This window comes from Candidatus Pantoea communis (assembly GCF_011752685.1).
Classification (GTDB): domain Bacteria; phylum Pseudomonadota; class Gammaproteobacteria; order Enterobacterales; family Enterobacteriaceae; genus Pantoea; species Pantoea communis.
Map to the genome: position 1 here is coordinate 1 of NZ_VWXC01000004.1, position 21,166 is coordinate 21,166.

Genomic DNA, 21,166 nt, shown 5'->3' on the forward strand with positions numbered 1-21,166 from the left:
TAACCTTCTGAGGTTCATGATGGCGCAGATGGCGTACAGCCTGAAAGGCGTGGAACCTTATCAGATGAGTTTTAAGCAGTCCGCACTGTATCTGAGAAGTCATCTGAGCCTGCTACCGGGCATCTCAGGGGGAAAAATACCGCGGATAATGGAAGAGATAATGGCGATGGCGCCAGGGCTGGTGCTGCCGGAAAGAAGAGTGCGGCATTACCCAAGGGCGGTAAAAAAGAGGCCACAACGTTATCCGTTGCGGCCTCCATTAAGATCTTAACTGACAAGCATTACGCCTGATGCGCCCTTTCTGTTTTAATCCGCCAGCAGATGTCCGTACATCGACATTAGCCTGCGGGTCACACCGTTGGTCCAGCCAAATCCATCCTGCAGTGGATATTCACCGCCGCCACCCGGACGGGCGCGATCGCCGCTGATGTCGTACTTCTCCACCAGCTTGTGATGCAGCGAATAGAAGTTATTCACCGTGGTCAGCCAGTTAACGGCAATCTCTGTCGCCAGCGTCTCTTCGCCGTAATGATTCAGACCCACTACCGCCATCCATTGTAATGGTGCCCAGCCGTTGGGTTTATCCCACTGTTCACCGCTCTCTACCATCGATGTCACCAGACCGCCCTGCGTCAGCAGCAACTGGCGCAGCGCCACCGCCTGCAGATGTGCCTGCTCCGGCGTGGCCAGGCCGAGGAACAGCGGCACCACAGCCGCTGCCGTGAAGGCACCAAAGCGTTCGTCGCGCCAGTTGTAATCACGGTACACGCCTGCGGTGTCATCCCACAGATAACGATGAATCGCTTGCTTACGCGTATCGGCTTTTTTCTGCCACGCCAGCGCCGTTAGCTCTTCGCCTTTAGCATGCGACAGGGTGGAGATCATCAGTTCCAGCTTGTAGAGAAACGCATTCAGGTCCACAGGGATAAACTGGGTAGTGCGAATGCTGGCCAGACGTTGCGGATCGCGCAACCAGCGCGAGGAGTAATCCCAGCCCGATGCGGCACCGGCACGCAAATCGCGGTACACCTCATTAGCCGGTCGGCTCGATTTGCTGGCGGTTTCCACGTCTTCCATCCACGACTCATCGCGCGGGGTGTCGCGGTCATCCCAGTAGCGGTTGAGCAGCGAGCCATCGGGCATGCGCACCACGTGGCGATAAGCCTGATGTGGCATCAGCTCGCCCGCGCCATCCATCCAGAACTGATACTCTTTCATCAGCTGGTCGAGATAACGTTTGGCACCGCGAATCCCATCCTCTTCAAACAGCTCCACCATCAGGGCAAACACCGGCGGCTGTGAGCGGCTGAGATAATAAGTCCGGTTGCCGTTTGGCACGTGGCCGTAGTTATCGATTAGCCATGCGAAGTTATCTGCCATGTCGCGCAGCAAATCGTCACGCCCGGCATCGGCAAGGCCGAGCATGCTGAAATAGGAGTCCCAGTAATAGGTCTCACCAAAGCGTCCGCCGGGCACCACATAAGGTTTTGGCAGCGGCAGCAGCGATGAGTGCGGTAAATGCTGCTGCGGCATTTTAGTTAACACCGGCCACAGCTCGTCAATATGTTCCGTCAGCGATTTATCTGGATTGGAAACATAAAAACTTTCATTCACCTGCGGCAAATAAAAATGGTCGTGCACGAATTTTTCGAGATCGAATTCGGCCGAGCGACGAGTGCGACGATAGCGGATTAATATATCCAGCGGATCATATTTTGGCGCGCAGTCCGGGAATGTTTTTCCGTCCGGAAATATGCGCGACATCTGCACGTGCTCGAACAGTTCAAGGTAGCGATCGGCAGGGGTGAGCGCATCTGGCGCGGGCAGACCCTGGATCAGCTCCGGTTCCGGCTCGGAATCCTCCATGCCTTCGCGGATAAATTCGTGAGGATCGTATTGATACCCCAGATCAGCATTGGCTTCGTGTTCCCCGAAAGCTTGACGTTGCTGGTGGTTAGTATTAATAGCGGCCTCCTGAAATTGCCTGGTTGCTCAAAGCACAAATTATAGAGCTTTGAATAGCTGAGACAACAATGCGAAATATCTATGAACGTAATAAATCTTGTCGATTGATCCGGCTTTTTAGTGAATTTACAGCGATTACAACAAGCTATATTTCAGGAAGTGAAAGCAGTGTTTTAAATACTGGTTCAAATCAGTGCACAGAATTATCTGTAAATAAGAAAATCGCCATTATTTGGCTTAAATACCGCGTTTGGCTTTGATCATTTGGTGGCATACGTGACGGGAATCAGGCCAGCTTTCGCTGGCCTGAACAGGCATTATTTCGCCAGTGTGGCTTTAATCACCTCTGCATACGGCGTGGTCGGGCGACCAATCAGTTTGCTCAGCGCTCGGCTGTCATCAAACAGCCCGCCTTGTGCGGCACCGGCATCGGAGTCCGCCAGCAGTTCTGCCAACGCATCCGGCAAATCGGCGCCTTTCAATGCTGCCTCAAACTCAGCAGGCGGCAGGTTGATGTAATCCACTTGCTCGCCAGACTGTTTAGCAATCTCAGCACTGAACTCGGCCAGCGTGTAGCTCTCATCGCCAGCCAGTTCATACACTTTACCAGCCTGATCGTCACGGCTGATCACTTCAGCGGCGGCGGCGGCATAGTCCACGCGAGCGGCCGATGAGATGCGGCCTTCACCGACCGCGCCAATAAAGGCGTGATGCGCCAGCGCTGGGGCAATGCTGGCGGCATAGTTTTCGGTGTACCAGCCATTACGCAGCAGGGCATAGGGCACGCCTGAGGCCTTAAGCATCGCTTCTGTGGCGCGATGCTCGACGCCCAGACCCAGCGTGGTGGTGTCCGCATGCAACAGGCTGGTGTAAGCGATAAACTTCACGCCCGCCGCTTTTGCCGCATCAATCACCGCCTGGTGCTGCGCTTCACGCTGGCCGACTTCGCTGGAAGAGATCAGCAGCAGTTTGTCGACGCCGCTGAACGCGCTTTTCAGCGTGTCTGGCTTGCTGTAATCCGCCGCGCGCAACGTCACGCCCAGCGCTTTCAAATCGTCTGCTTTCTCAGGTGAACGCACTGCCGCAATCACTTCGCTGGCAGGCACTTTTTTCAGTAACTCGTTAATCACCAAACGGCCCAGTTGGCCTGTGGCACCGGTAATCGCAATCATGATGTTCTCCTTCAGTTTGAGCTGGAATGAAATCAGCCTAAGGGATAAACTAACTTTTAGTAAGTACTTACAGATTTGTTAGTTTGGAAGAGGCAGCATAAATGTCTGAAAAATTGAGTAATAAATTTATCCGCGGCGAGCTGCTTAACGTCAATTGCCCTTCACGCGACGTGCTCAAGCGCATCACCAGCCGCTGGAGCGTATTGGTATTATTAGCGCTGCGCGAAGAAACGCTGCGTTTTAGCGAGCTGCGCCGGAAGATTGGTGGCGTCAGTGAACGCATGCTGGCGCAAACGCTGCGCTATATGGAAGAAGATGGGTTTATCGAGCGCATCGCCTATGAAGTGGTGCCACCGCATGTGGAGTATCGACTGACGCCGCTCGGACGTGAAGTTGAAGGGCACGTGATTGGCCTGGCCGACTGGCTGGAAAGCAATGTGCACCGCATTGTGAAGGATGCGCAATCCGCCTGAATCGCGAGGTCGGCGCAGAGTGCCGACCCACTCGTTTTTTACCCTGATCACTTTCACATTTTTTCCTGATCTCCCCCTGAATCTCTCGATCCTTCTCACACTTTATGACCAAAAAACGGCGGTTACCCGTAACCCCGCTGGCGCGCTCTCCAGCCTGTATCTACGTTGTATACAATCCGCATCCAACTTGAATTTGATGCGTTACGGGGCCAAAAACACCACGGCCAAAAGGTTAATGCTGTCGTCATGAGGTACGTCATGCCACAGGGACAATCTAAATCGATAACGCTGGATAAGGCGATCAGTGCACGCAGAACGAACGTGCGCTGGCTGGTGGTCGCCGTGTTGTTTTTTGTCACGCTGATTAACTATGCCGACCGCGCCTCGATCTCGCTGGCGGGGCCGGGGATGGCAAAAGATCTCGGACTCAACGCCGTAGACATGGGCGTGATCTTTTCGGCATTCGGCTGGGCCTATGTGCTGTTCCAGTTGCCGGGTGGTTGGCTGCTGGATCGCTACGGCTCGAAACTGATCTACAGCCTGAGCATCTTTTTCTGGTCGCTGTTCACCCTGATGACGGGTCTCGCGGGTTTTGTCACTGGCGCGGCGGCGGTCGTGGTGGTGTTTTGTCTGCGATTTTTAGTCGGTGCGGCGGAATCACCGTCATTTCCGGCGAACAGTCGCCTGGTAGCAGCCTGGTTCCCGGCTTCTGAGCGCGGCACGGCGGCGGCGATCTTTGCCTCCGCGCAATACGGTGCCACCGTATTTTTTGCCCCGCTGATGGGCTGGCTGGCACATACCTACGGCTGGCACTCGGTGTTTACTGTGCTGGGTCTGATCGGCATCGCCTTCCTGCCGCTATTCCGCAAACTGGTGCACGATCCCTTGTCCCATCCGATGACGAACCAGGCTGAGTTGGATCATATGCAGCAGGGTGGGGCGCTGGTGAATATGGATGGCGATAAGCACAAGCCGCGCCTCAGTTGGCTGAAGCAATTGCTCGGCAGCCGCATGATGCTGGGCATCTACCTTGCGCAATATTGCTTAAACGCGATTGGCTTCTTCTTCATCACCTGGTTTCCGGTTTACCTGGTGCAAGAAAAGCACATGACCATCATGAAAGCGGGGTTTGTCGCGGCCATTCCGGCAGTATGCGGATTCCTTGGCGGCATTATGGGCGGCTTCCTGTCAGATGTGCTGATTCGTCGCGGGATGTCGCTGTCACTGGCGCGCAAACTGCCGATTGTCTGCGGCATGCTGCTGTGTTGCGTCATGGTGCTGTGTAATTACACCGACTCAGAAACCGCCGTTATCGCGATTATGGCGGCCTCTTTCCTCGGCAAAGGCATAGGCGGCATGGGCTGGACGGTCAACGCTGACACCGCGCCAAAAGAGATCGCAGGTTTATCCGGCAGCGTGCTTAACACTTTCAGCAATGCGTCGAGCATCACCACGCCGATCATCATCGGCTTCATCCTGCAACTCACCGGATCTTTCAACGGCGTGTTGTGGTTTGTGATCGCGCATGCGGTGGCAGTGATCCTTTTCTATCTGTTCATGGTCGGCAAGATCAAACGTTTTGAACTGCGCGATGTTGGGGAGGAAGCGTAATGGAGAGTCCTGGCTACAAGCCTTCGCTCAGCGAAATAGCGTATCGGCGTATCAAAGAGATGATTTTGTCACTGACGCTGGCTCCGGGTAGCTCATTGACAGAGATGGGATTGATTGACCAGTTGGGCATGAGTCGCACGCCGATACGTGAAGCGCTGTATCGCCTGCAGCAGGAACGCTTTGTGGAGTTGACGCCACGCAAAGGCTGGTTCGTCAGCGAAATCAAATTGCAGGATATTCAACAGCTGTTTGTCATTCGTGAGGCACTGGAAGGGATTGCCACGCGGCAGGCGACGCAGCGAACACCCGATCATGAGCTGGCGGTGATGGCGGATAAGCTGGCCGCGCTGGAGCAAGGTCTGCGTGACGATGAACTGAATGCTACCGATGCCGGTGATGAGATCCATACGCTGATCTTTGCGCACGCCGACAATCCTTATATCAGCAGCATCATGACGCTTTATCTGGATCGTCTTCAGCTGTTTCACGTTATCGCGATGAATCTGCCAGGCCGTAAATGGCAATCCTGGCTCGAGCATTGTCAGATTTTAGCGGCCATGCAGTCGCGCGATGCCGATGCGGCCGAACAGGCGATGCGACTACACATCCGCAGTAGCCTGCAAAGTATTCTGGAAGGGCTGATGCAGCAGCCCGGCTTCCCCTCTCCCGGCGTGCGACTCACGCCCTCTCTTTGACAGGAGTTACGATGCGCAAGGCGATTATTTTTGGCGTTGACGGCCTGACGATGCCGCTGCTGCAACGCTATGTGGCACAGGGCGCGCTGCCCCACATTGCCCGCATGTTTCAGCAGGGTTCTGCAGCGGAGTTGCTGCCCTTTATCTCGGCATGGGGCGATGTGAACTGGGTGACCTTTCTGACCGGGCAGAGTCCCGGCACCAGCTGGATTGGCCAGGGGATGCCGCCCGACAATCAGCAAAGCCACAACTTGCTGGCGACCCTGCAAGAGGCTGGACAGCGTGCGGCACTGGTGCATTTTCCGGAAAGCGTTAAAGCCGATGGCGACCACTTCAGCTTTGCGCCCTATTGGGGACGTGCTCAGCCGTGGCCGGGCGAGATATTCCGGCCAATGGGACACACCACGCGCCTCAGCGAGCGTTTAGGCCAGGGCGGTGCAAAGCAACAAACGCTGGGCTGGCCACCGAAAAGTGCGCTGGCGTATCACAATAAAGGCGCGTGGCAGGCGCTTGAGGTGAGCGAAGAGGGTTATGTCCTGTGGTTACGCGGCGGGCAGGGTGATGAGCTGGCGTTAACGCTGCAGGTTGAGCAGGGACAGCCCTCCCTGCTGCTCGGTGAACAGCGGGTTGTCCTGCCGATCGGAGAATGGTCTGCCTGGCTGTCGCTTGCCGCCGATGACATTCCTGGCAGCGTGCGTTTTTACTGCGGTGAATGCGATGCGCAGGGCAATATCGAAATTTTGCAAAGCCAGGTAACGCGTACCGATGCCCTAAGCAGTGATACGCGTTATTTACAGCAGCAAACACCTTTCTTCAGCAAATGGGTGGCAAAAGCGGCGCCACATACCCCTTATCTGGCGGCAACCTGGCAGGAGGGCGATGAGCAGTCACAGTGGCTGGTGGATAGCGCACTGGAATTAACGCAACGCCAGGGGTTTGCATTGTGGGCCACGGTGCACCGACTGGTGGACGAATCGCACCACAACTGCCTTGGGCAGACCGATCCAGACTCTCCGTTCTTTGATGCACAGCAGGCAGAGCAATACGACGCGGTGATGCGTCGCAGTTACCAAATCCTTGATCACAGCATTGGCCGCTTACTGGATGAAACGGACGAGGAAACGCTGGTGATGCTCGCCTCCGATCACGGCGCTGTGCCCAACAGTTATATGTGCGACATCTATCGTTATCTGCAAAAGCAGGCGCTGGCCGTGCTGGACGCGCAAGGCTTGCCAGATATGACCCGTTCGCCGCTCTATCTCAAAGCAGAGCGTGGCGGCCTGGAAATCTTCGTGAATCATGACGTCGTTGCACCACAGCAGGTTGACGATCTCTGCGCTCGAACCCTGCAGGCACTGAGCGGCTGGCAGGTGCAGGAGGGCGATGGCGTGCGTAACGCGGTGAGTATCGCGCTGCGACGTGACGATGCAGTGGCTCTGGGATTCTGGGGCGACTGCTCAGGCGACATTGTCTTTGCCTACAACACCGGTTTCGTCTGGGGCGTTAGTCAGACGGGTGAAGACATCTGTGCGGTGGAGGAGCCTGGCGCAAATCATGGCCCGCAGAAACCCACCGCAGAAACCGCGCTTGGCTCCAACTATGGCGTGATGCTGGCATGGGGCAAAGGCATTCGACAAGGTTACTACCATCCGCGACAGCAGCGAGGGCCTTACCGCATGACCGATCCGGCGGCGACGCTGGCGCACTGGCTTGGCCTTAACACACGCGATCTCGATGGACGCATCATGAGTGAAATTTTTGACACCCCGCAGGAGCCACAATCATGAAAATCACCGCCGTTAACACGCATCTGCTGAGTGCCAAACTTAGCCAACCGTTCGCCTATTCACGTGCCCGTTATGATACCCGCACCGCGATGCTGGTGGAGATCGTTACCGATCAGGGGCTGGTTGGCTGGGGAGAGTGCTACGGTCCGGCGCGCATCACCAAAGCGGTGGTGGAGGAACTCGGGCAGATGTTGATTGGCGAAGATGCATTGCGCAGCGAGTTTCTCTGGCAGGAACTTTACGCCAGACTGCGCGACCACGGCCAAAAAGGCGTGGTGATTCAGGGATTAAGCGGCATTGATATCGCGCTGTGGGATCTGCGCGGTAAATATTTTGGCGTCCCGACTTATCAACTGCTGGGTGGCGCCACGCGAACCGAAGTGCAGGCTTACGCCACCGGATTGTATCGGCGTGACAGTGGGGATCCGCTGCACTATTTGTGCGAAGAAGCGGCGGGTTACATAGAGCAGGGATTCCAGGCAATGAAGCTCAAAGTGGGATTTGGCGTGAGTGAGGATGCGGCCGTGACGCGGGCCATTCGCGACACCATTGGCGAAGACGCTGCGCTAATGATCGATGCAAATCATGCCTATGACGCGATAGCCGCCATTCGGCTTGGCCGGGAAGTGGAAGAGCTGGATATTGGCTGGTTTGAAGAGCCAGTGCCGCCGGAAGATTTAGCCGGCTACCGTGCAGTGAAAGCCGCGATTGATATCCCGGTAGCCGGTGGCGAGTGCGAATTCACCCGCTATGGTTTCCGCGAAGTGCTGACACAGCAGGCGATGGATATTATCCAACCCGATATTTGTGCGGCCGGTGGTTTATCAGAGTGCAAGAAGATTGCTGACATGGCGCAGGCTTTTGGTGTGCGCGTCAATCCGCATGTCTGGGGCAGCGGCATTGGTATTGCAGCTTCGTTGCAATGGATGGCGACAGTGCCCACGCATACGCCCACGTCATTACAGCCGGTTCAGCCGCTGCTTGAATTCGATCAAACCGAGCATCCGATTCGACAGGCCATCATTGCTGAGCCCATTGTGCAGCAAAAAGGGTGGGTGCAAATCCCTAATGGGCCGGGATTAGGCATTGAGATTAACCGCGATGCATTACGGCATTTCGCGCTGTAGAGGGGAGAAGAAGGGCGGCCTGAAGGCCGTCCTCGCTGCGCGTCTCGCTGTTGGGTACTGACGTTATTAGCCGTGCAAATATTTCTCAAACCACCCCAATGTCCGGCTCCACGCTAACTCTGCTGCCGCTTTGTCATAACGCGGGGTCGAGTCGTTGTGGAAGCCATGATTTACGCCGGGATAGATATAGGCTTCATAGGTTTTATGGTTAGCTTTCAGCGCCTCTTCATACGCTGGCCAGCCTTCGTTGATGCCTTTGTCTAACGCGGCATAGTGCAGCAGCAGCGGGGCGTTGATGCGCGGCACGTCTTCCGCTTTGGGCTGGCGACCATAAAACGGCACTGCACAAGCCAGTTCGGGGAAGGCCACCGCAGCAGCATTCGCCACACCGCCGCCGTAACAGAAGCCAGTGATCCCCACCTTGCCAGTGCCTTCTTCGTGGTGCATCAGGAAATCAACGGCAGCAAAAAAGTCGTTCATCAACTTAGTGGGATCGACTTTGGCCTGCATTGCACGACCCTCTTCATCATTACCCGGATAACCGCCCATTGAACTCAGGCCGTCCGGTGCCAGCGCGATATATCCGGCTTTGGCCACGCGACGTGCGACATCTTCAATGTACGGATTCAGTCCGCGATTCTCATGCACTACCACCACTGCACCCACTTTGCCGCTAGCGTTAGTCGGACGCACCAGATAGCCGCGCACCTCGCCATGGCCCTGCGGGGAAGGGTAGTGGATGTATTCGGGTTTGATCTCGGGGTCGGTGAATTCAACTTGATGCGCCAGTGCATAGTTGGGGCTCATGGCGGTAAGCAGGGTGGCACCGGTCATACCGGCGATGGTGAATTTGGCGGCCAGGGTGATGAACTCACGTTTACTGATCCTGCCGTGCGCGTAATAGTCATATAACTCAAGCAGTTCCTGGGGAAAATCCTGTGCGGTAAGACGGGTCATAACCTCTCCTTCGCTGATTAACCGATGGCTTTGCTGCTCTAAAAAAGCACAGCGGGTTAATGCTTGCAAACGCTATGCCGCAAAGCGTTAAGAATGAAGAGAGCGCGATGCGCTGAGTGCAGGTCTGGAAAAATATATCGTTTGGTATTAAAAACAGGCCATTTTAATTAACAATCGGGATAACGCCATATTGTCTGAAATTATTGACACGCCATTTAGCGAGAAAGTTAATTAACCTTTCTGTTGTCTGTATATAATAATAATCAAATGAAGTGCTTACCTGTTAACGCTGAAGTTCTGCCTTATGGAACAATAACAATATCGTCACAATAAGTGAGGGTTGTTAACCTTTGGCTGTCATATCAATCAATTAGTCTCTGATCGAGACAATGATCGCCATCAAAAAACACTGTTATAGTTTTACAGACTTCCTCTGTTTATTTTCGTTCTGGCGCCTTCCCTTTACATTAGTGCGACCTTTCATTCGATAAGACGAAATAACTCCCCGCACGCTGTGGTTCATTATAAGTAAAAATTCCAGTGCACTTTGTGGCAATGAGGTAAGCAATGTTTGGATTAGATGCCTTTCACCTGGCAAGGATACAGTTCGCCTTTACTGTCTCCTTCCATATTATTTTTCCAGCCATCACCATCGGCCTCGCCAGTTTCCTGGCGGTGCTCGAAGGGATGTGGCTGAAAACCCGCAACGAGACCTATCGCGATCTCTATCATTTCTGGTCTAAAGCCTTTGCCGTAAACTTCGGTATGGGCGTGGTCTCCGGGCTGGTAATGGCTTACCAGTTCGGCACTAACTGGAGTGGTTTCTCGCAGTTTGCCGGCAGTATCACCGGTCCGCTGCTCACCTATGAAGTATTAACCGCCTTCTTCCTCGAAGCGGGTTTCCTCGGTGTGATGCTGTTTGGCTGGAACCGCGTCGGCCCCGGTCTGCACTTCTTCGCCACCTGCATGGTGGCGTTAGGCACCATTTTCTCGACCTTCTGGATTCTGGCCAGTAACAGCTGGATGCATACCCCACAGGGTTACATCATCGAAAACGGCGTTGTGGTGCCGCAGGACTGGCTCAGGATCATTTTTAACCCGTCATTCCCGTTCAGATTGCTACATATGTCCACCGCGGCTTTCCTCGCCAGTGCCTTCTTTGTCGGCGCTTCTGCGGCCTGGCATCTGCTGCGCGGCAATGACAACCCAGCCGTGCGCAAGATGTTTTCGATGGCGCTGTGGATGGCACTGATCGTCTCACCGATTCAGGCGTTTCTCGGCGATGCGCATGGCCTGAACACGCTGGAATATCAGCCAGCCAAAATCGCGGCGATAGAAGGGCACTGGGAAAACAAGCCGGGTGAAGCCACGCCACTGATTCTGTTCGGTGTGCCGGATATGGAGCAGGAGCGCACCAAATATGCGCTGGAGATTCCCTATCTCGGTAGCCTGATTCTGACGCACAGCCTCGAGAAGCAGATCCCGGCACTGAAAACCTTCCCGAAAGAGGATCGCCCAAACTCCACGGTGATTTTCTGGTCGTTCCGCGTGATGGTAGCGCTCGGTTTGTTGATGATCGGTATGGGAGTGATCAGCCTGTGGCTGCGGGTGAAGAAGCGCCTGTATCAGTCGCGGCCGTTTTTGTGGTTCTGCTTGCTGATGGGGCCATCGGGACTGATCGCCATTCTGGCGGGATGGATCACCACCGAAATGGGTCGCCAGCCGTGGGTAGTATATGGCGTGCAGCGCACCATTGATGCGGTCTCTGCCCATGGCAATCTGCATATGAGCATCAGTCTGATGGCGTTCATCGTGGTCTACTGCTCGGTGTTTGGTGTCGGCTATCACTACATGATGCGCCTGATTAAACAAGGCCCGGTGACCGGTGAAGGTAGAGAAGTGGCGCACGGTGGCCCGGGTGAGCAACACACTCCGGCTCGTCCGCTGTCAGCGGCCAATACCCATAAACGTGGGGAGCAATAATTATGATCGACTTTTCTATCATCTGGTTCGCCATCATCGTGTTTGGCACCCTGATGTATATCGTGATGGATGGCTTCGATTTGGGCATTGGACTGTTGCTGCCGTTCAACAAAGATCCGATCGAGCGTGACATGATGGTCAACACTGTGGCGCCAGTGTGGGATGGTAACGAAACCTGGCTGGTGCTGGGTGGCGCGGCGCTGTATGGCGCATTCCCGCTGGCCTATTCGGTGCTGCTGGATGCGCTATCGATCCCGTTAACCGCGATGCTCATCGGTTTGATTTTTCGCGGCGTGGCGTTTGAGTTCCGCTTTAAAGCCACTGAAGAGCATCGTCCGTTCTGGGATAAATCGTTCATCGCCGGATCGCTGCTGGCGACTTTTAGTCAGGGCGTGGCAGTGGGCGCCATCCTCAATGGTTTCCCGGTGTCTGGACGTGAATATGTCGGTTCAGCGATGAGTTGGCTGGCGCCGTTCCCGCTATTCTGCGGTATTGGCTTAGTGATTGCTTATGCACTGCTGGGCTGCACCTGGCTGATTATGAAAACTGAGCACGACCTGCACCGCAAAATGTCAGCGCTGGCCACACCGCTCACCCTGACGCTGCTGTTGGTGGTCGGCATTATCAGTGTCTGGACGCCGCTCACCCACGCGGATATCGCGCAACGCTGGTTCTCACGTCCCAACCTGTTCTGGTTCCTGCCGGTTCCGCTACTGGTGGTGCTGTGCTCGTGGGGGATTGTGCGCGCCATCAAACGTGAGGCGCATTACTCACCGTTTCTTTTGACGCTGGCGCTGATTTTCCTCGGTTTTTCCGGTCTGGGTATCAGTATCTGGCCAAACATCGTACCGCCGTCAATCACCATCTGGCAGGCCGCATCTCCGGCCAGCAGCCAGGCGTTTATGTTGGTGGGCGCTTTACTGATTATTCCGGTGATTCTGGGTTACACCTTCTGGAGTTACTACGTGTTCCGCGGAAAAATCAAAGCCGATGAGGGGTACCATTGATATGCCAATTCAGGTCAGCAAGATGAAAGACAGGGTAACGCCGTCGCCATGGTGGAAGCGGGTGATGTGGCTGGTCATTATTTATGGCGCAAGCGTGCTGGCACTGGGTGTGGTGGCATCAATGTTTCGTATGATGATGAACGCGGCAGGCATGCATACACACTGAGTTTGCGAATTAACACGTTTCGCAACAGTGTGCACCCCGTTACAAAAATTGCGTGAAGGTCGCTGGTAATAGCGACCTTATTCACATTATCGCAGTGCAAAAATTGACCCTAAAACGTTAGTAACCTAAGCAATTAATGCTTTTCCCGCCTCGCTGCCTTTACTCTTCCTTACGTAAGTAATACGTTTTTGTTATATTTATGTGACTAATCGCGCAAATTCATTACCTTCACACTTATCACTCGATTGAAAAAATCATGCTCAGCCTGAATCTTAAAAAACAGTACATCAACGATCTGGTGGACTGGATAGAGGCGAATCTGACCGATGAGCTCAATATCGATCTGATTACCCTGAAATCTGGTTACTCCAAGTGGCACATGCAGCGCATGTTCAAAGAGATGACCGGCCAAACGCTGGCCTCGTATACGCGCAAGCGTCGCCTGACCATGTCAGCGATGGCGCTGCGTTTGACCAGCATGCCGCTGATCGATATTGCCGTGCGCTTTGGCTTCGATAACCAGCAGAATTTCACGAGGGTATTTAAAAGCCACTTCTCCATGACGCCCGGCGCCTATCGTCGTATCCCGGACATGCTGATGAAGGATTTCCACAGTCGTATTTCCACGCAGCGTTCGTGGGTCAACGCGCGTCTGGCCGAGAAGCCGGAGTTGCAGCTGTGTGGTGAAGTGATTGAGTGGGAGTGCCGCTTTGGCGAGTACATCGATCATCATAATCAGGTGGTCGCGCAGCATACCCGCGATTTTGTCCGCTTTGCCGGTAAACATGTCAGCCGTGGCTGGCTGGGCTTCCAGTTCAGTCCGGGAGTGAATTCTGCCGATCAGCAGCACATTAGCTTGTTCCAGGCACTGGAGAGTCAGTATGCCGATGTGCTGCCGCGTAATGTGCAGAACTGGACCGGCGAGAGTGGTTTATATGCGGAAATTGACTGGCACGGTACGCCGGAAGAGATCAACGCGTTTACCGCCGAGATTTACTACAACCACTTGCCTGCACTGGGTGTGGCGCGCCGGGCAGGTAAAGACCTGCTCAAGCTGGATCTGAAATACAGCACGCCCGATTTGCTGCAGGGCACTTTCTATATTCCGGTCTCCACCTGCTAATGCATAAATCGTGCGGTTATCTGTGACTAACCGCACGATTTTATAAAATATTCGCCGTAACTGGCGTAAAATCCTTCATTGAAACCTGATTGGCCGCGTAAAACACCAGCCGCCACACATCAGGCTGGATAATCACCTGCATTCCTGGTCCGCTCTGGACCGCTAAAGTGAAAAAGAAAAAATTATGCGACTTTTACCGTTGTTCCTCATGACAGCGCTTGTGGCGTTTTCCTCGCTGGCAAGTGCACAGATGGCTGAGCCTTTCTCTCCGCCGGGCGGCCTGCATCCTCATCAGACTCACTGCCAGCAGCATGAAATTGTGGGTGATAACCCGCTGCCGCAGCACAGCCAGGATGACAATAGCTTCGTCAACTGCAGTAACCATCAGGCCTGATTTCACCTCCGTTTTACCGCGCTTTACTCCGTTAATATCGATGACACGCCGCACGTTTGTTGCGGCGCGATCGTTGCTTGCTGTTGTCCACTAGTCGAACTCAATTCCCTGTGCGGGAGAACTCGCTGCGGTGCTCTCCTGAAACCCCTTCAGCGTTAATACCTGCCAAGCCGCACCGAAAATTCTGCAACTTTTCCCAATAGCATTTTTCGGCATTGCATCGAAGATATATCATAGCTATTCTTCCTGACGTCAGATGAGAATGATTTTCGATAACGTTTGATTCATGCGCGGACTTCTGACGTCCGGTACGGGGCAAAATTATGGATAAACAATCAGCATCGGCCAGCAGTGCGCTGGTAAACCCTTGTCACACCATCTCTTTGGCAGCTGCTCGCGTGGTGATTAACGCCGCATTTGAGGCCGCAGCAGAATTCGGCTGGCATATCAGTGTGGCCGTGGTGGATCGTGCGGGCGAGTTAGTGAGCCTGGATCGCAGCGACAAGGCGATTGGCATCAGCCCGACGGTGGCGCTGGGCAAAGCGCGCACGGCAGCACTGCTGCGTGCACCGTCAAAAGAATTTGAGACCTTCATCAACGCTGGCAGCCCGAGTTTTCTGGCCACGCCCGGCGTCACCCCGCTGGAAGGCGGTATTCCTTTATGGCTTAACGGCGAAGTGATTGGCGCGGTTGGCGTGAGCGGGGCGCATGGCGCTAACGACTCACAGGTCGCGGAAATGGCCGCCGAAGCACTGGCAATCCTTTAAATACCCCGATTGGCAGGGACGTCAGCATGATGCATCTGCCTGGAGAGAACACTTGCAAAAAAACACTAACGATCGCGCACCGAAGCGCGTACGCAACGAATTACGTTTCCGTCATATCACCGTGGCGAGCAAAACCTTAATCGCCGGTGAATTCTGGCGCATCGAGTTTACCGGCAGCGATCTGGCGGGCTTCAATTCGCCATCGTTCGACGATCACATCAAAGTGTTCTTCCCGGACAACGCTGGCAGTGCTTTGGCCTTGCCGCAAATGACCGAAGAAGGGATCGTCTGGCCTGGTGGCGTACGTCCGGCGGCGCGTGACTACACGCCGCTGGCGTTTAACGGTACGGATTCCCTGACGCTCGATTTCTATATTCACGATGGCGGCGTGGCCAGCAGCTGGGCGAATGAGGCAAAGCCAGGTGATCAAATCGCCATGGGCGGCCCGCGTGGCTCCTGTGTGGTGCCCGTGGATTATGCCTGCCAGATTTACGTGTGCGATGAGACCGGTCTGCCAGCCTTTAAGCGTCGCTACGCTGAGATGCAGACGCAGCAGATCCATCTGCTGGCCTACGCCGATGAAACCACCGGGCGTGATTACCTCGGCGATCTGCCAAATGTGCAGGTGACCTGGCTCGGCAGTGGCAGCATGCAGGTAGATAACCTCGGCCCGCTGATTGCGCAGCTGGATCAGATCTCACTGCCCACAGAAGAGTATTTCATCTGGCTGACCGGTGAAGGTGAAGCGGTGAAACTGCTGAGCGACTACTTCACGCAACGCCGTGGTGCCCACACCGACTTCGTGCGCGCGGTGGCTTACTGGCATCAGAAATAACTGACTTCGCCGCGCCCGCTGCCGCCTGTGTTGAATTTTGCCAGGCGGCAGACTACTATCAACCTCCCTTAATTGACCTCAGGGAAGGCAATGAAACAGCAGCGGGATTTTCCATGGCAGTCCGATAATGCACAACGTGCAATCTGTGCAGGTGCGCGTAAAAAGCGCCGTGAAAGGATGCTGGATGCCAGTGATATCCGCCTGTTAATGATGCACTTCCTCGCCAACGGTTCTGCGCATGGCTATGAGCTGATCAAGTCAGTGGAAGAGCTGTCCAAAGGGGAATATTCCCCCAGCCCTGGCATCATCTATCCTAACCTCACTTTGCTCGAAGAGATGGACGCGATCCGTGTGGTGGATGCGCATGCATCGCGTAAAGCCTACGCACTCAATGAGGGTGGTCGCGCATTATTAGCTGAGAACGGCGAGAATATTGCCAATATTATTGAGCGGCTGACCTCGCTGGCGATTCTGGTGAATAATCGCAGTATTCCGGAAGTCGAGCAGGCGATTCATCATATTCGCCACACGCTGAATCATCGCTTATCCCAGGAAGATATTTCGCCTGAGTCGCTGAATATTGTGATTAATGCACTGAACGAAGCGACAGAAAAAATCTCGAACAGTTAACAGGTTAAGGGCGCGTCTTATCGTGCCTTTATTATTGCCTGTGGTATTAACCTTTTTGCTACGAATTTAATTAAATAAAAACATCCCAACATCCATTATTACAGATATACCAAAAAGGTTTAGCCTGTAAATATAAACGGTAGTTTTTAACTTTTTTATTTGGCGCTACTTTTTCTCCATCGCAGTTAACGCGTTTATGGAGAGAAGTATGTCTGAAAATAAAACCCCAGCCGTGCACGATCTGCGCTCGGCCATCACTCTACTCACCAGCCTGAAAGGCGAGTTTGTCAGCACCGATACTGAAGTCGATCCACACGCTGAACTGTCAGGTGTTTATCGCTATGTCGGCGCGGGTGGCACCTGTGAACGTCCAACCCGCAAAGGTCCGGCGATGATGTTCAATAAGGTCAAAGGCTTCCCTGATGTGCGCGTGGTCACCGGTTTGATGTCGACTCGTGAGCGCGTCGGCCACCTGCTTAACTGCCCGCCTGAAAAGCTGGGCTTCCTGCTGAAAGATTCCGTTCACCATGCGATTGCACCGGTGGTGACCAGCACCAAACCGCTGTGCCAGGAAGTGGTGCACTATGCGGAAGATCCGGCTTTCGATCTGCGCACGCTGTTGCCTGCGCCTACCAACACTGAAGAAGATGCCGGTCCCTATTTCACCATGGGCATGTGCTACGCCTCGGACCCAGAAACCCACGAGTCGGATATCACCATTCATCGCCTGTGCATCCAGAGCAGTGATGAGCTGTCGATGTGGCTGACACCAGGCCGCCATATTGATGCCTTCCGTGAAAAAGCGGAAAAAGCCGGACAGCCGCTGCCAATTTCGATCAGTATTGGTGTCGATCCGGCGATTGAGATCGCCGCCTGCTTTGAACCGCCGACCACGCCGCTGGGCTACAACGAACTCAGCATTGCCGGTGCGCTGCGTGGCTATCCGGTGCAGTTAACGCCGTGCGTGAGCATCAATGAAAAAGCTATCGCCCATGCTGAAATCGTGATTGAAGGTGAACTGCTGCCAAACGTACGCGTGCGGGAAGATCAGAACACTAATACCGGTAAAGCGATGCCCGAGTTTCCGGGATACACCGGCGAAGCCAAGGATGCGCTGCCGGTGATCAAGGTGAAAGCCGTCACCCATCGTAAACATCCGATTCTGCAAACCACCTTAGGCCCGAGTGGCGAGCACGTTAGCATGGCAGGCATTCCGACGGAAGCCAGCATTCTGGATATGCTGGATCGTGCGATGCCGGGTCGCGTGTTGAACGTTAATGCGCACACCTCTGGCGGCGGCAAATTACTGGCCGTCATCCAGTTCAAAAAGGCCTCCGCAGTGGATGAAGGGCGCCAGCGCCAGGCGGCACTGATCGCCTTCGCCGCCTTCTCCGAACTCAAACATGTGATCCTGGTGGATGACGATGTCGATGTGTTCGATACCGACGACATTTTGTGGGCGATGCAAACCCGCTATCAGGGCGATGTCGATCACCTCACCATTCCCGGTGTGCGCTGCCATCCGCTCGATCCCTCACAGGTGCCGGAATACAGCGCCAGCATTAGCCAACAGGGCGTGACCTGCAAAACCATCTTTGATTGCACCGTGCCGTGGCACATGAAGGCGCACTTTGAACGCTCGAAGTTCAAAGAGGTGGATGTGAAACGTTTTCTTCCTGATTTTGAGTAAGTGAGGTAGCAGTGAGCAGAAGGCGCATTATCGTCGGCATTAGCGGCGCGTCGGGTTTTCAGTACGGCATGAAGGCGCTGCAGTTGCTGCGCGATCAGGATGTGGAAGTGCATCTGGTGGTGACTAAAGGCGCAGAAGTGACGCGTTCGATGGAAACACAATGGCAACGGCAGGATGTGGTGGATCTGGCCGATGAGGTGCACAGCATCAGCAATCTCGGCGCGTCGATCTCCAGCGGATCGTTTAAAACCCTCGGCATGCTGGTGGCGCCCTGCTCAATGAACTCGCTGGCATCGATTGCCCATGGGCTGACCAGCAATCTGCTGACGCGAGCAGCGGATGTGATCCTGAAAGAGCGGCGTCGGCTGGTGCTGATGGTACGAGAAACGCCGCTCAATCTGGCGCACATCCGCAATATGCAGTCTGTCACGGAGATGGGTGGGATTATTTATCCTCCGGTTCCGGCTTTTTATCAGCAGCCGCAGTCCGTGGATGAGATGGTCCATCACAGCGTGGCGCGCGCCCTCGATCTGTTCGATCTCGATGTGGGCAACCTCAAACGCTGGGGTGAAAAACATAACGATAAGTAAGGAGTAAATTATGGTAGTGGGACCCTTTGTCAACGGCAGCGCGGTGCTGATTGGCGGGCTGGTGGGCGCCTTTCTTGGCACCAGAGTGCCAGAGAGGCTGCGCATCGCGTTGCCCATGACGTTCGGCCTGTCGTCGATGGGCCTCGGCATTGTTTTGATCGGCAAGATCCACAGTTTACCGGCGGTGATTCTGGCGCTGATCCTCGGTGCGGCGCTGGGTGAATTCGCCTATCTGGAGCAGAAGATAGGTCGACTGGGAAATCTGGCGAAAGGGCTGGTGAGCCGTTTTCAAAGCCAGCCAGCAGAAGGTGGATTGAGTGGTGAAGCGTTCACTGAAAAGTATGTGGCGATCATGGTGCTGTTCTGCGCCAGCGGCACCGGCATTATTGGTGCCATGACCGAAGGCATGACCCACGATGCCAATATCCTGCTGGTGAAATCGATTATGGATATCTTTACGGCGGCGATATTTGCCACGCTGCTCGGTTATGCGGTGGCGGTGATTGCCATTCCACAGTTGATCGTGCAACTGGTGCTGGCTTCGGCGGCGGTACTGATTATGCCGCACACCACGGCACCGATGATGAGTGATTTCACCGCAGCCGGTGGGTTTGTGATGCTGGCGGCGGGCTTTCGTATCGCCGGGATCAAATCTTTCCCGGTGGCGAATATGTTACCGGCATTGGTGCTGGTGATGCCGATCAGTCACCTGTGGAGTATCTATATCCACTAAGCTTGCGCTCAGCGCGGTTGGATCGATTTCGGCCATGGTAAAGTAGCGCGAACAGGGCGCGGAGGGATTATGGATCTGAAACGATTGCATTATTTTTGCACGATAGCGGAACAGGGCTCGATCAGTAAAGCCGCGAAGCTATTGAACATCGCACAACCGCCGTTGGGAAAACGTCTGCAAGAGTTAGAACAGGAGATTGGCTCACCGCTCTTTACGCGCACGCCACGCGCCATGGTGTTAACCGAAGCGGGCAGTTTTCTCTATCGCCGCGCCTGCGATATTCTCAGCCAGGTGAACAGTTTAAAGCGGCAGACGGTCACCATTGCCACTCACAAGCAGCGTCGCGTCACCATCGGTATTTCCTACCTGTATCTGCGTTATTTCACCCCGATCCTGATGGATTATTATCAGAACCGGCCCGACTGGGATATCAACGTGGTGGTATCCGATTCCAGCCATCTGGAAGCGATGCTGGTCGATCAGCGTGTCGATATTGCATTGATGCAGGTGCCACACGATCGCCAGGCGTGGTTTGTGCGCGAACTGGAACCGATTGATACTATTGCCGTGGTTTCCACGCATTACAGCGCGATTCTGGCGGGAAAAACCCTCAACTTTACCGATCTCAACGGAATTCCGCTAATTTTGCTGCACCGCATTGGCGGTGAAGGCACTTATGAGATGCTGCGCAACACCCTGTTTAGCAACCTGAGTCACATCAATATCAGCATCAAAGTGTCAGAACCGCGTCTGGTGCTGGAGATGATGGAGCAGGGCTTTGAGGGCGCGGCTTTTCTACCGCGCTCGGAGTTCGTGCCGAGTCAGCACGGCAAATATCTGGCGTGCCCGCTGGCCGAACCGTTTGCCATTTATCATCCTGCCATCGTCACGCTGAGCACCGCGCAGGATCGCTTGTTGTGGCCGCTGGAACAAGAGGCTGAGGGTTGAGCCGTCGGGCACTATGTCTGGCGATTCTGTCATGTTCGATGCGACTTAAGGGCATGCGCATTGCTCCGCTCGGGGATTAACCCGGCTTCTTCTTATCCACGTGCCCTAACTCGCGATCTGGCCAGCAGAAATCACGCACGCGCTGTTTCAGCGCGGCCGCATCCGGGAATCCGCCTTCCTGTTTACGCTCCCAAATCACCGTGCCATCAATCGAGATTTCAAACACGCCACCCGTGCCAGGCTTCAGCGTCACCGCGCTCAAATCTTCGGCAAAAGTGTGCAGCAGTTCCTGCGCCATCCACGCCGAACGCAGCAGCCAGTTGCACCGCGTGCAGTAGTAAATCGTCACAGCCGGTTTTTGCGACATCAGGCGCCTCTTCTTAATTATTGATTATAAACAAGTTAACAAAATGTGCGGTCTAAGATACATCTTAGTGTAAAGTTTATTGATAATGATTACCAATTGCATTACATTCCTGACGAAATTATTTATTACATAAAATAAGTCCACAC

Annotated in this window: 21 protein-coding genes and 1 pseudogene; 18 read left to right on the forward strand and 4 right to left on the reverse strand. The window is 54.5% G+C overall.

Translation table 11 applies throughout. The features are described 5' to 3' along the window. A pseudogene (locus tag F3J37_RS28010) lies at positions 1-271 on the forward strand (IS4 family transposase); the annotation flags it as partial. A 35-nt stretch (positions 272-306) separates the two neighbouring features. Here F3J37_RS28010 and treF read toward each other — a convergent pair. Both treF and F3J37_RS07340 read right to left on the reverse strand, forming a co-directional pair. Then, the gene (gene treF, locus F3J37_RS07335) at positions 307-1,965 is read right to left on the reverse strand and encodes an alpha,alpha-trehalase TreF (RefSeq protein WP_166932978.1); all 1,659 of its coding nucleotides are present in this window, start codon (positions 1,963-1,965) and stop codon (positions 307-309) included. 317 nt (positions 1,966-2,282) lie between these two features. Continuing rightward, the gene (locus F3J37_RS07340; RefSeq protein ID WP_166932786.1) at positions 2,283-3,137 is read right to left on the reverse strand and encodes an SDR family oxidoreductase; all 855 of its coding nucleotides are present in this window, start codon (positions 3,135-3,137) and stop codon (positions 2,283-2,285) included. Positions 3,138-3,238: 101 nt separating this feature from the next. Here F3J37_RS07340 and F3J37_RS07345 point away from each other — a divergent pair, with 101 nt between their 5' ends. From F3J37_RS07345 to F3J37_RS07365, 5 genes are all read left to right on the forward strand, one after another. Beyond that, the gene (locus tag F3J37_RS07345) at positions 3,239-3,610 is read left to right on the forward strand and encodes a winged helix-turn-helix transcriptional regulator (protein ID WP_034823303.1); all 372 of its coding nucleotides are present in this window, start codon (positions 3,239-3,241) and stop codon (positions 3,608-3,610) included. Between the two features lie 258 nt (positions 3,611-3,868). Further along, positions 3,869-5,221: an MFS transporter gene (locus F3J37_RS07350; protein WP_155287969.1), complete on the forward strand. Its 1,353-nt coding sequence runs from the start codon at positions 3,869-3,871 to the stop codon at positions 5,219-5,221. Beyond that, positions 5,221-5,916, forward strand: a complete 696-nt coding sequence (locus tag F3J37_RS07355; protein WP_058959309.1) for a GntR family transcriptional regulator — start codon at positions 5,221-5,223, stop codon at positions 5,914-5,916. Before F3J37_RS07350 ends, F3J37_RS07355 begins: the two co-directional genes overlap by 1 nt. Positions 5,917-5,927: 11 nt before the next feature. Continuing rightward, positions 5,928-7,703, forward strand: coding sequence for an alkaline phosphatase family protein (locus F3J37_RS07360; RefSeq protein WP_166932788.1), 1,776 nt, complete (start codon positions 5,928-5,930; stop codon positions 7,701-7,703). Further along, entirely contained in the window at positions 7,700-8,830 is a 1,131-nt protein-coding gene (locus F3J37_RS07365) for a mandelate racemase/muconate lactonizing enzyme family protein (RefSeq protein ID WP_160833027.1), read from the forward strand. Before F3J37_RS07360 ends, F3J37_RS07365 begins: the two co-directional genes overlap by 4 nt. Positions 8,831-8,896: 66 nt before the next feature. Here F3J37_RS07365 and yghX read toward each other — a convergent pair whose 3' ends face one another. After that, a complete protein-coding gene (gene yghX, locus F3J37_RS07370) occupies positions 8,897-9,787 on the reverse strand; it encodes a YghX family hydrolase (RefSeq protein WP_166932790.1) in 891 nt (296 codons plus the stop codon). 567 nt (positions 9,788-10,354) lie between these two features. Here yghX and F3J37_RS07375 point away from each other — a divergent pair. The 12 genes from F3J37_RS07375 to F3J37_RS07430 all read left to right on the forward strand — a co-directional run bounded on the left by F3J37_RS07375 (position 10,355) and on the right by F3J37_RS07430 (position 20,653). Further along, a complete protein-coding gene (locus tag F3J37_RS07375) occupies positions 10,355-11,770 on the forward strand; it encodes a cytochrome ubiquinol oxidase subunit I (protein ID WP_058959313.1) in 1,416 nt (471 codons plus the stop codon). A gap of 2 nt (positions 11,771-11,772) precedes the next feature. Beyond that, a complete protein-coding gene (gene cydB, locus F3J37_RS07380; protein WP_058959314.1) occupies positions 11,773-12,777 on the forward strand; it encodes a cytochrome d ubiquinol oxidase subunit II in 1,005 nt (334 codons plus the stop codon). Between the two features lies 1 nt (position 12,778). Continuing rightward, the gene (locus tag F3J37_RS07385; protein WP_166932792.1) at positions 12,779-12,943 is read left to right on the forward strand and encodes a DUF2474 domain-containing protein; all 165 of its coding nucleotides are present in this window, start codon (positions 12,779-12,781) and stop codon (positions 12,941-12,943) included. A gap of 256 nt (positions 12,944-13,199) precedes the next feature. Then, positions 13,200-14,066, forward strand: coding sequence for a helix-turn-helix domain-containing protein (locus tag F3J37_RS07390; protein ID WP_034823295.1), 867 nt, complete (start codon positions 13,200-13,202; stop codon positions 14,064-14,066). Between the two features lie 184 nt (positions 14,067-14,250). After that, complete coding sequence (locus F3J37_RS07395; protein ID WP_034823294.1) at positions 14,251-14,460, forward strand: hypothetical protein; 210 nt, start codon at positions 14,251-14,253, stop codon at positions 14,458-14,460. A 323-nt stretch (positions 14,461-14,783) separates the two neighbouring features. After that, on the forward strand, positions 14,784-15,227 hold the full coding sequence (locus tag F3J37_RS07400) for a GlcG/HbpS family heme-binding protein (protein WP_166932794.1): 444 nt from the start codon (positions 14,784-14,786) through the stop codon (positions 15,225-15,227). A 52-nt stretch (positions 15,228-15,279) separates the two neighbouring features. Then, complete coding sequence (locus F3J37_RS07405) at positions 15,280-16,062, forward strand: siderophore-interacting protein (RefSeq protein ID WP_240154083.1); 783 nt, start codon at positions 15,280-15,282, stop codon at positions 16,060-16,062. A 90-nt stretch (positions 16,063-16,152) separates the two neighbouring features. Then, a complete protein-coding gene (locus tag F3J37_RS07410; protein ID WP_166932798.1) occupies positions 16,153-16,692 on the forward strand; it encodes a PadR family transcriptional regulator in 540 nt (179 codons plus the stop codon). A gap of 208 nt (positions 16,693-16,900) precedes the next feature. Then, positions 16,901-18,382, forward strand: a complete 1,482-nt coding sequence (locus F3J37_RS07415) for a UbiD family decarboxylase (protein ID WP_166932800.1) — start codon at positions 16,901-16,903, stop codon at positions 18,380-18,382. A gap of 11 nt (positions 18,383-18,393) precedes the next feature. Next, complete coding sequence (locus tag F3J37_RS07420; RefSeq protein WP_072226488.1) at positions 18,394-18,972, forward strand: UbiX family flavin prenyltransferase; 579 nt, start codon at positions 18,394-18,396, stop codon at positions 18,970-18,972. A gap of 10 nt (positions 18,973-18,982) precedes the next feature. After that, positions 18,983-19,705, forward strand: coding sequence for a DUF554 domain-containing protein (locus F3J37_RS07425; RefSeq protein WP_166932802.1), 723 nt, complete (start codon positions 18,983-18,985; stop codon positions 19,703-19,705). Positions 19,706-19,774: 69 nt separating this feature from the next. Continuing rightward, positions 19,775-20,653, forward strand: coding sequence for a LysR family transcriptional regulator (locus F3J37_RS07430; protein ID WP_166932804.1), 879 nt, complete (start codon positions 19,775-19,777; stop codon positions 20,651-20,653). Between the two features lie 76 nt (positions 20,654-20,729). On the opposite strand, the gene F3J37_RS07435 is transcribed toward F3J37_RS07430, so the two are convergent. Further along, the gene (locus tag F3J37_RS07435; RefSeq protein ID WP_166932806.1) at positions 20,730-21,020 is read right to left on the reverse strand and encodes an Rdx family protein; all 291 of its coding nucleotides are present in this window, start codon (positions 21,018-21,020) and stop codon (positions 20,730-20,732) included. Positions 21,021-21,166 lie beyond the last annotated feature (146 nt).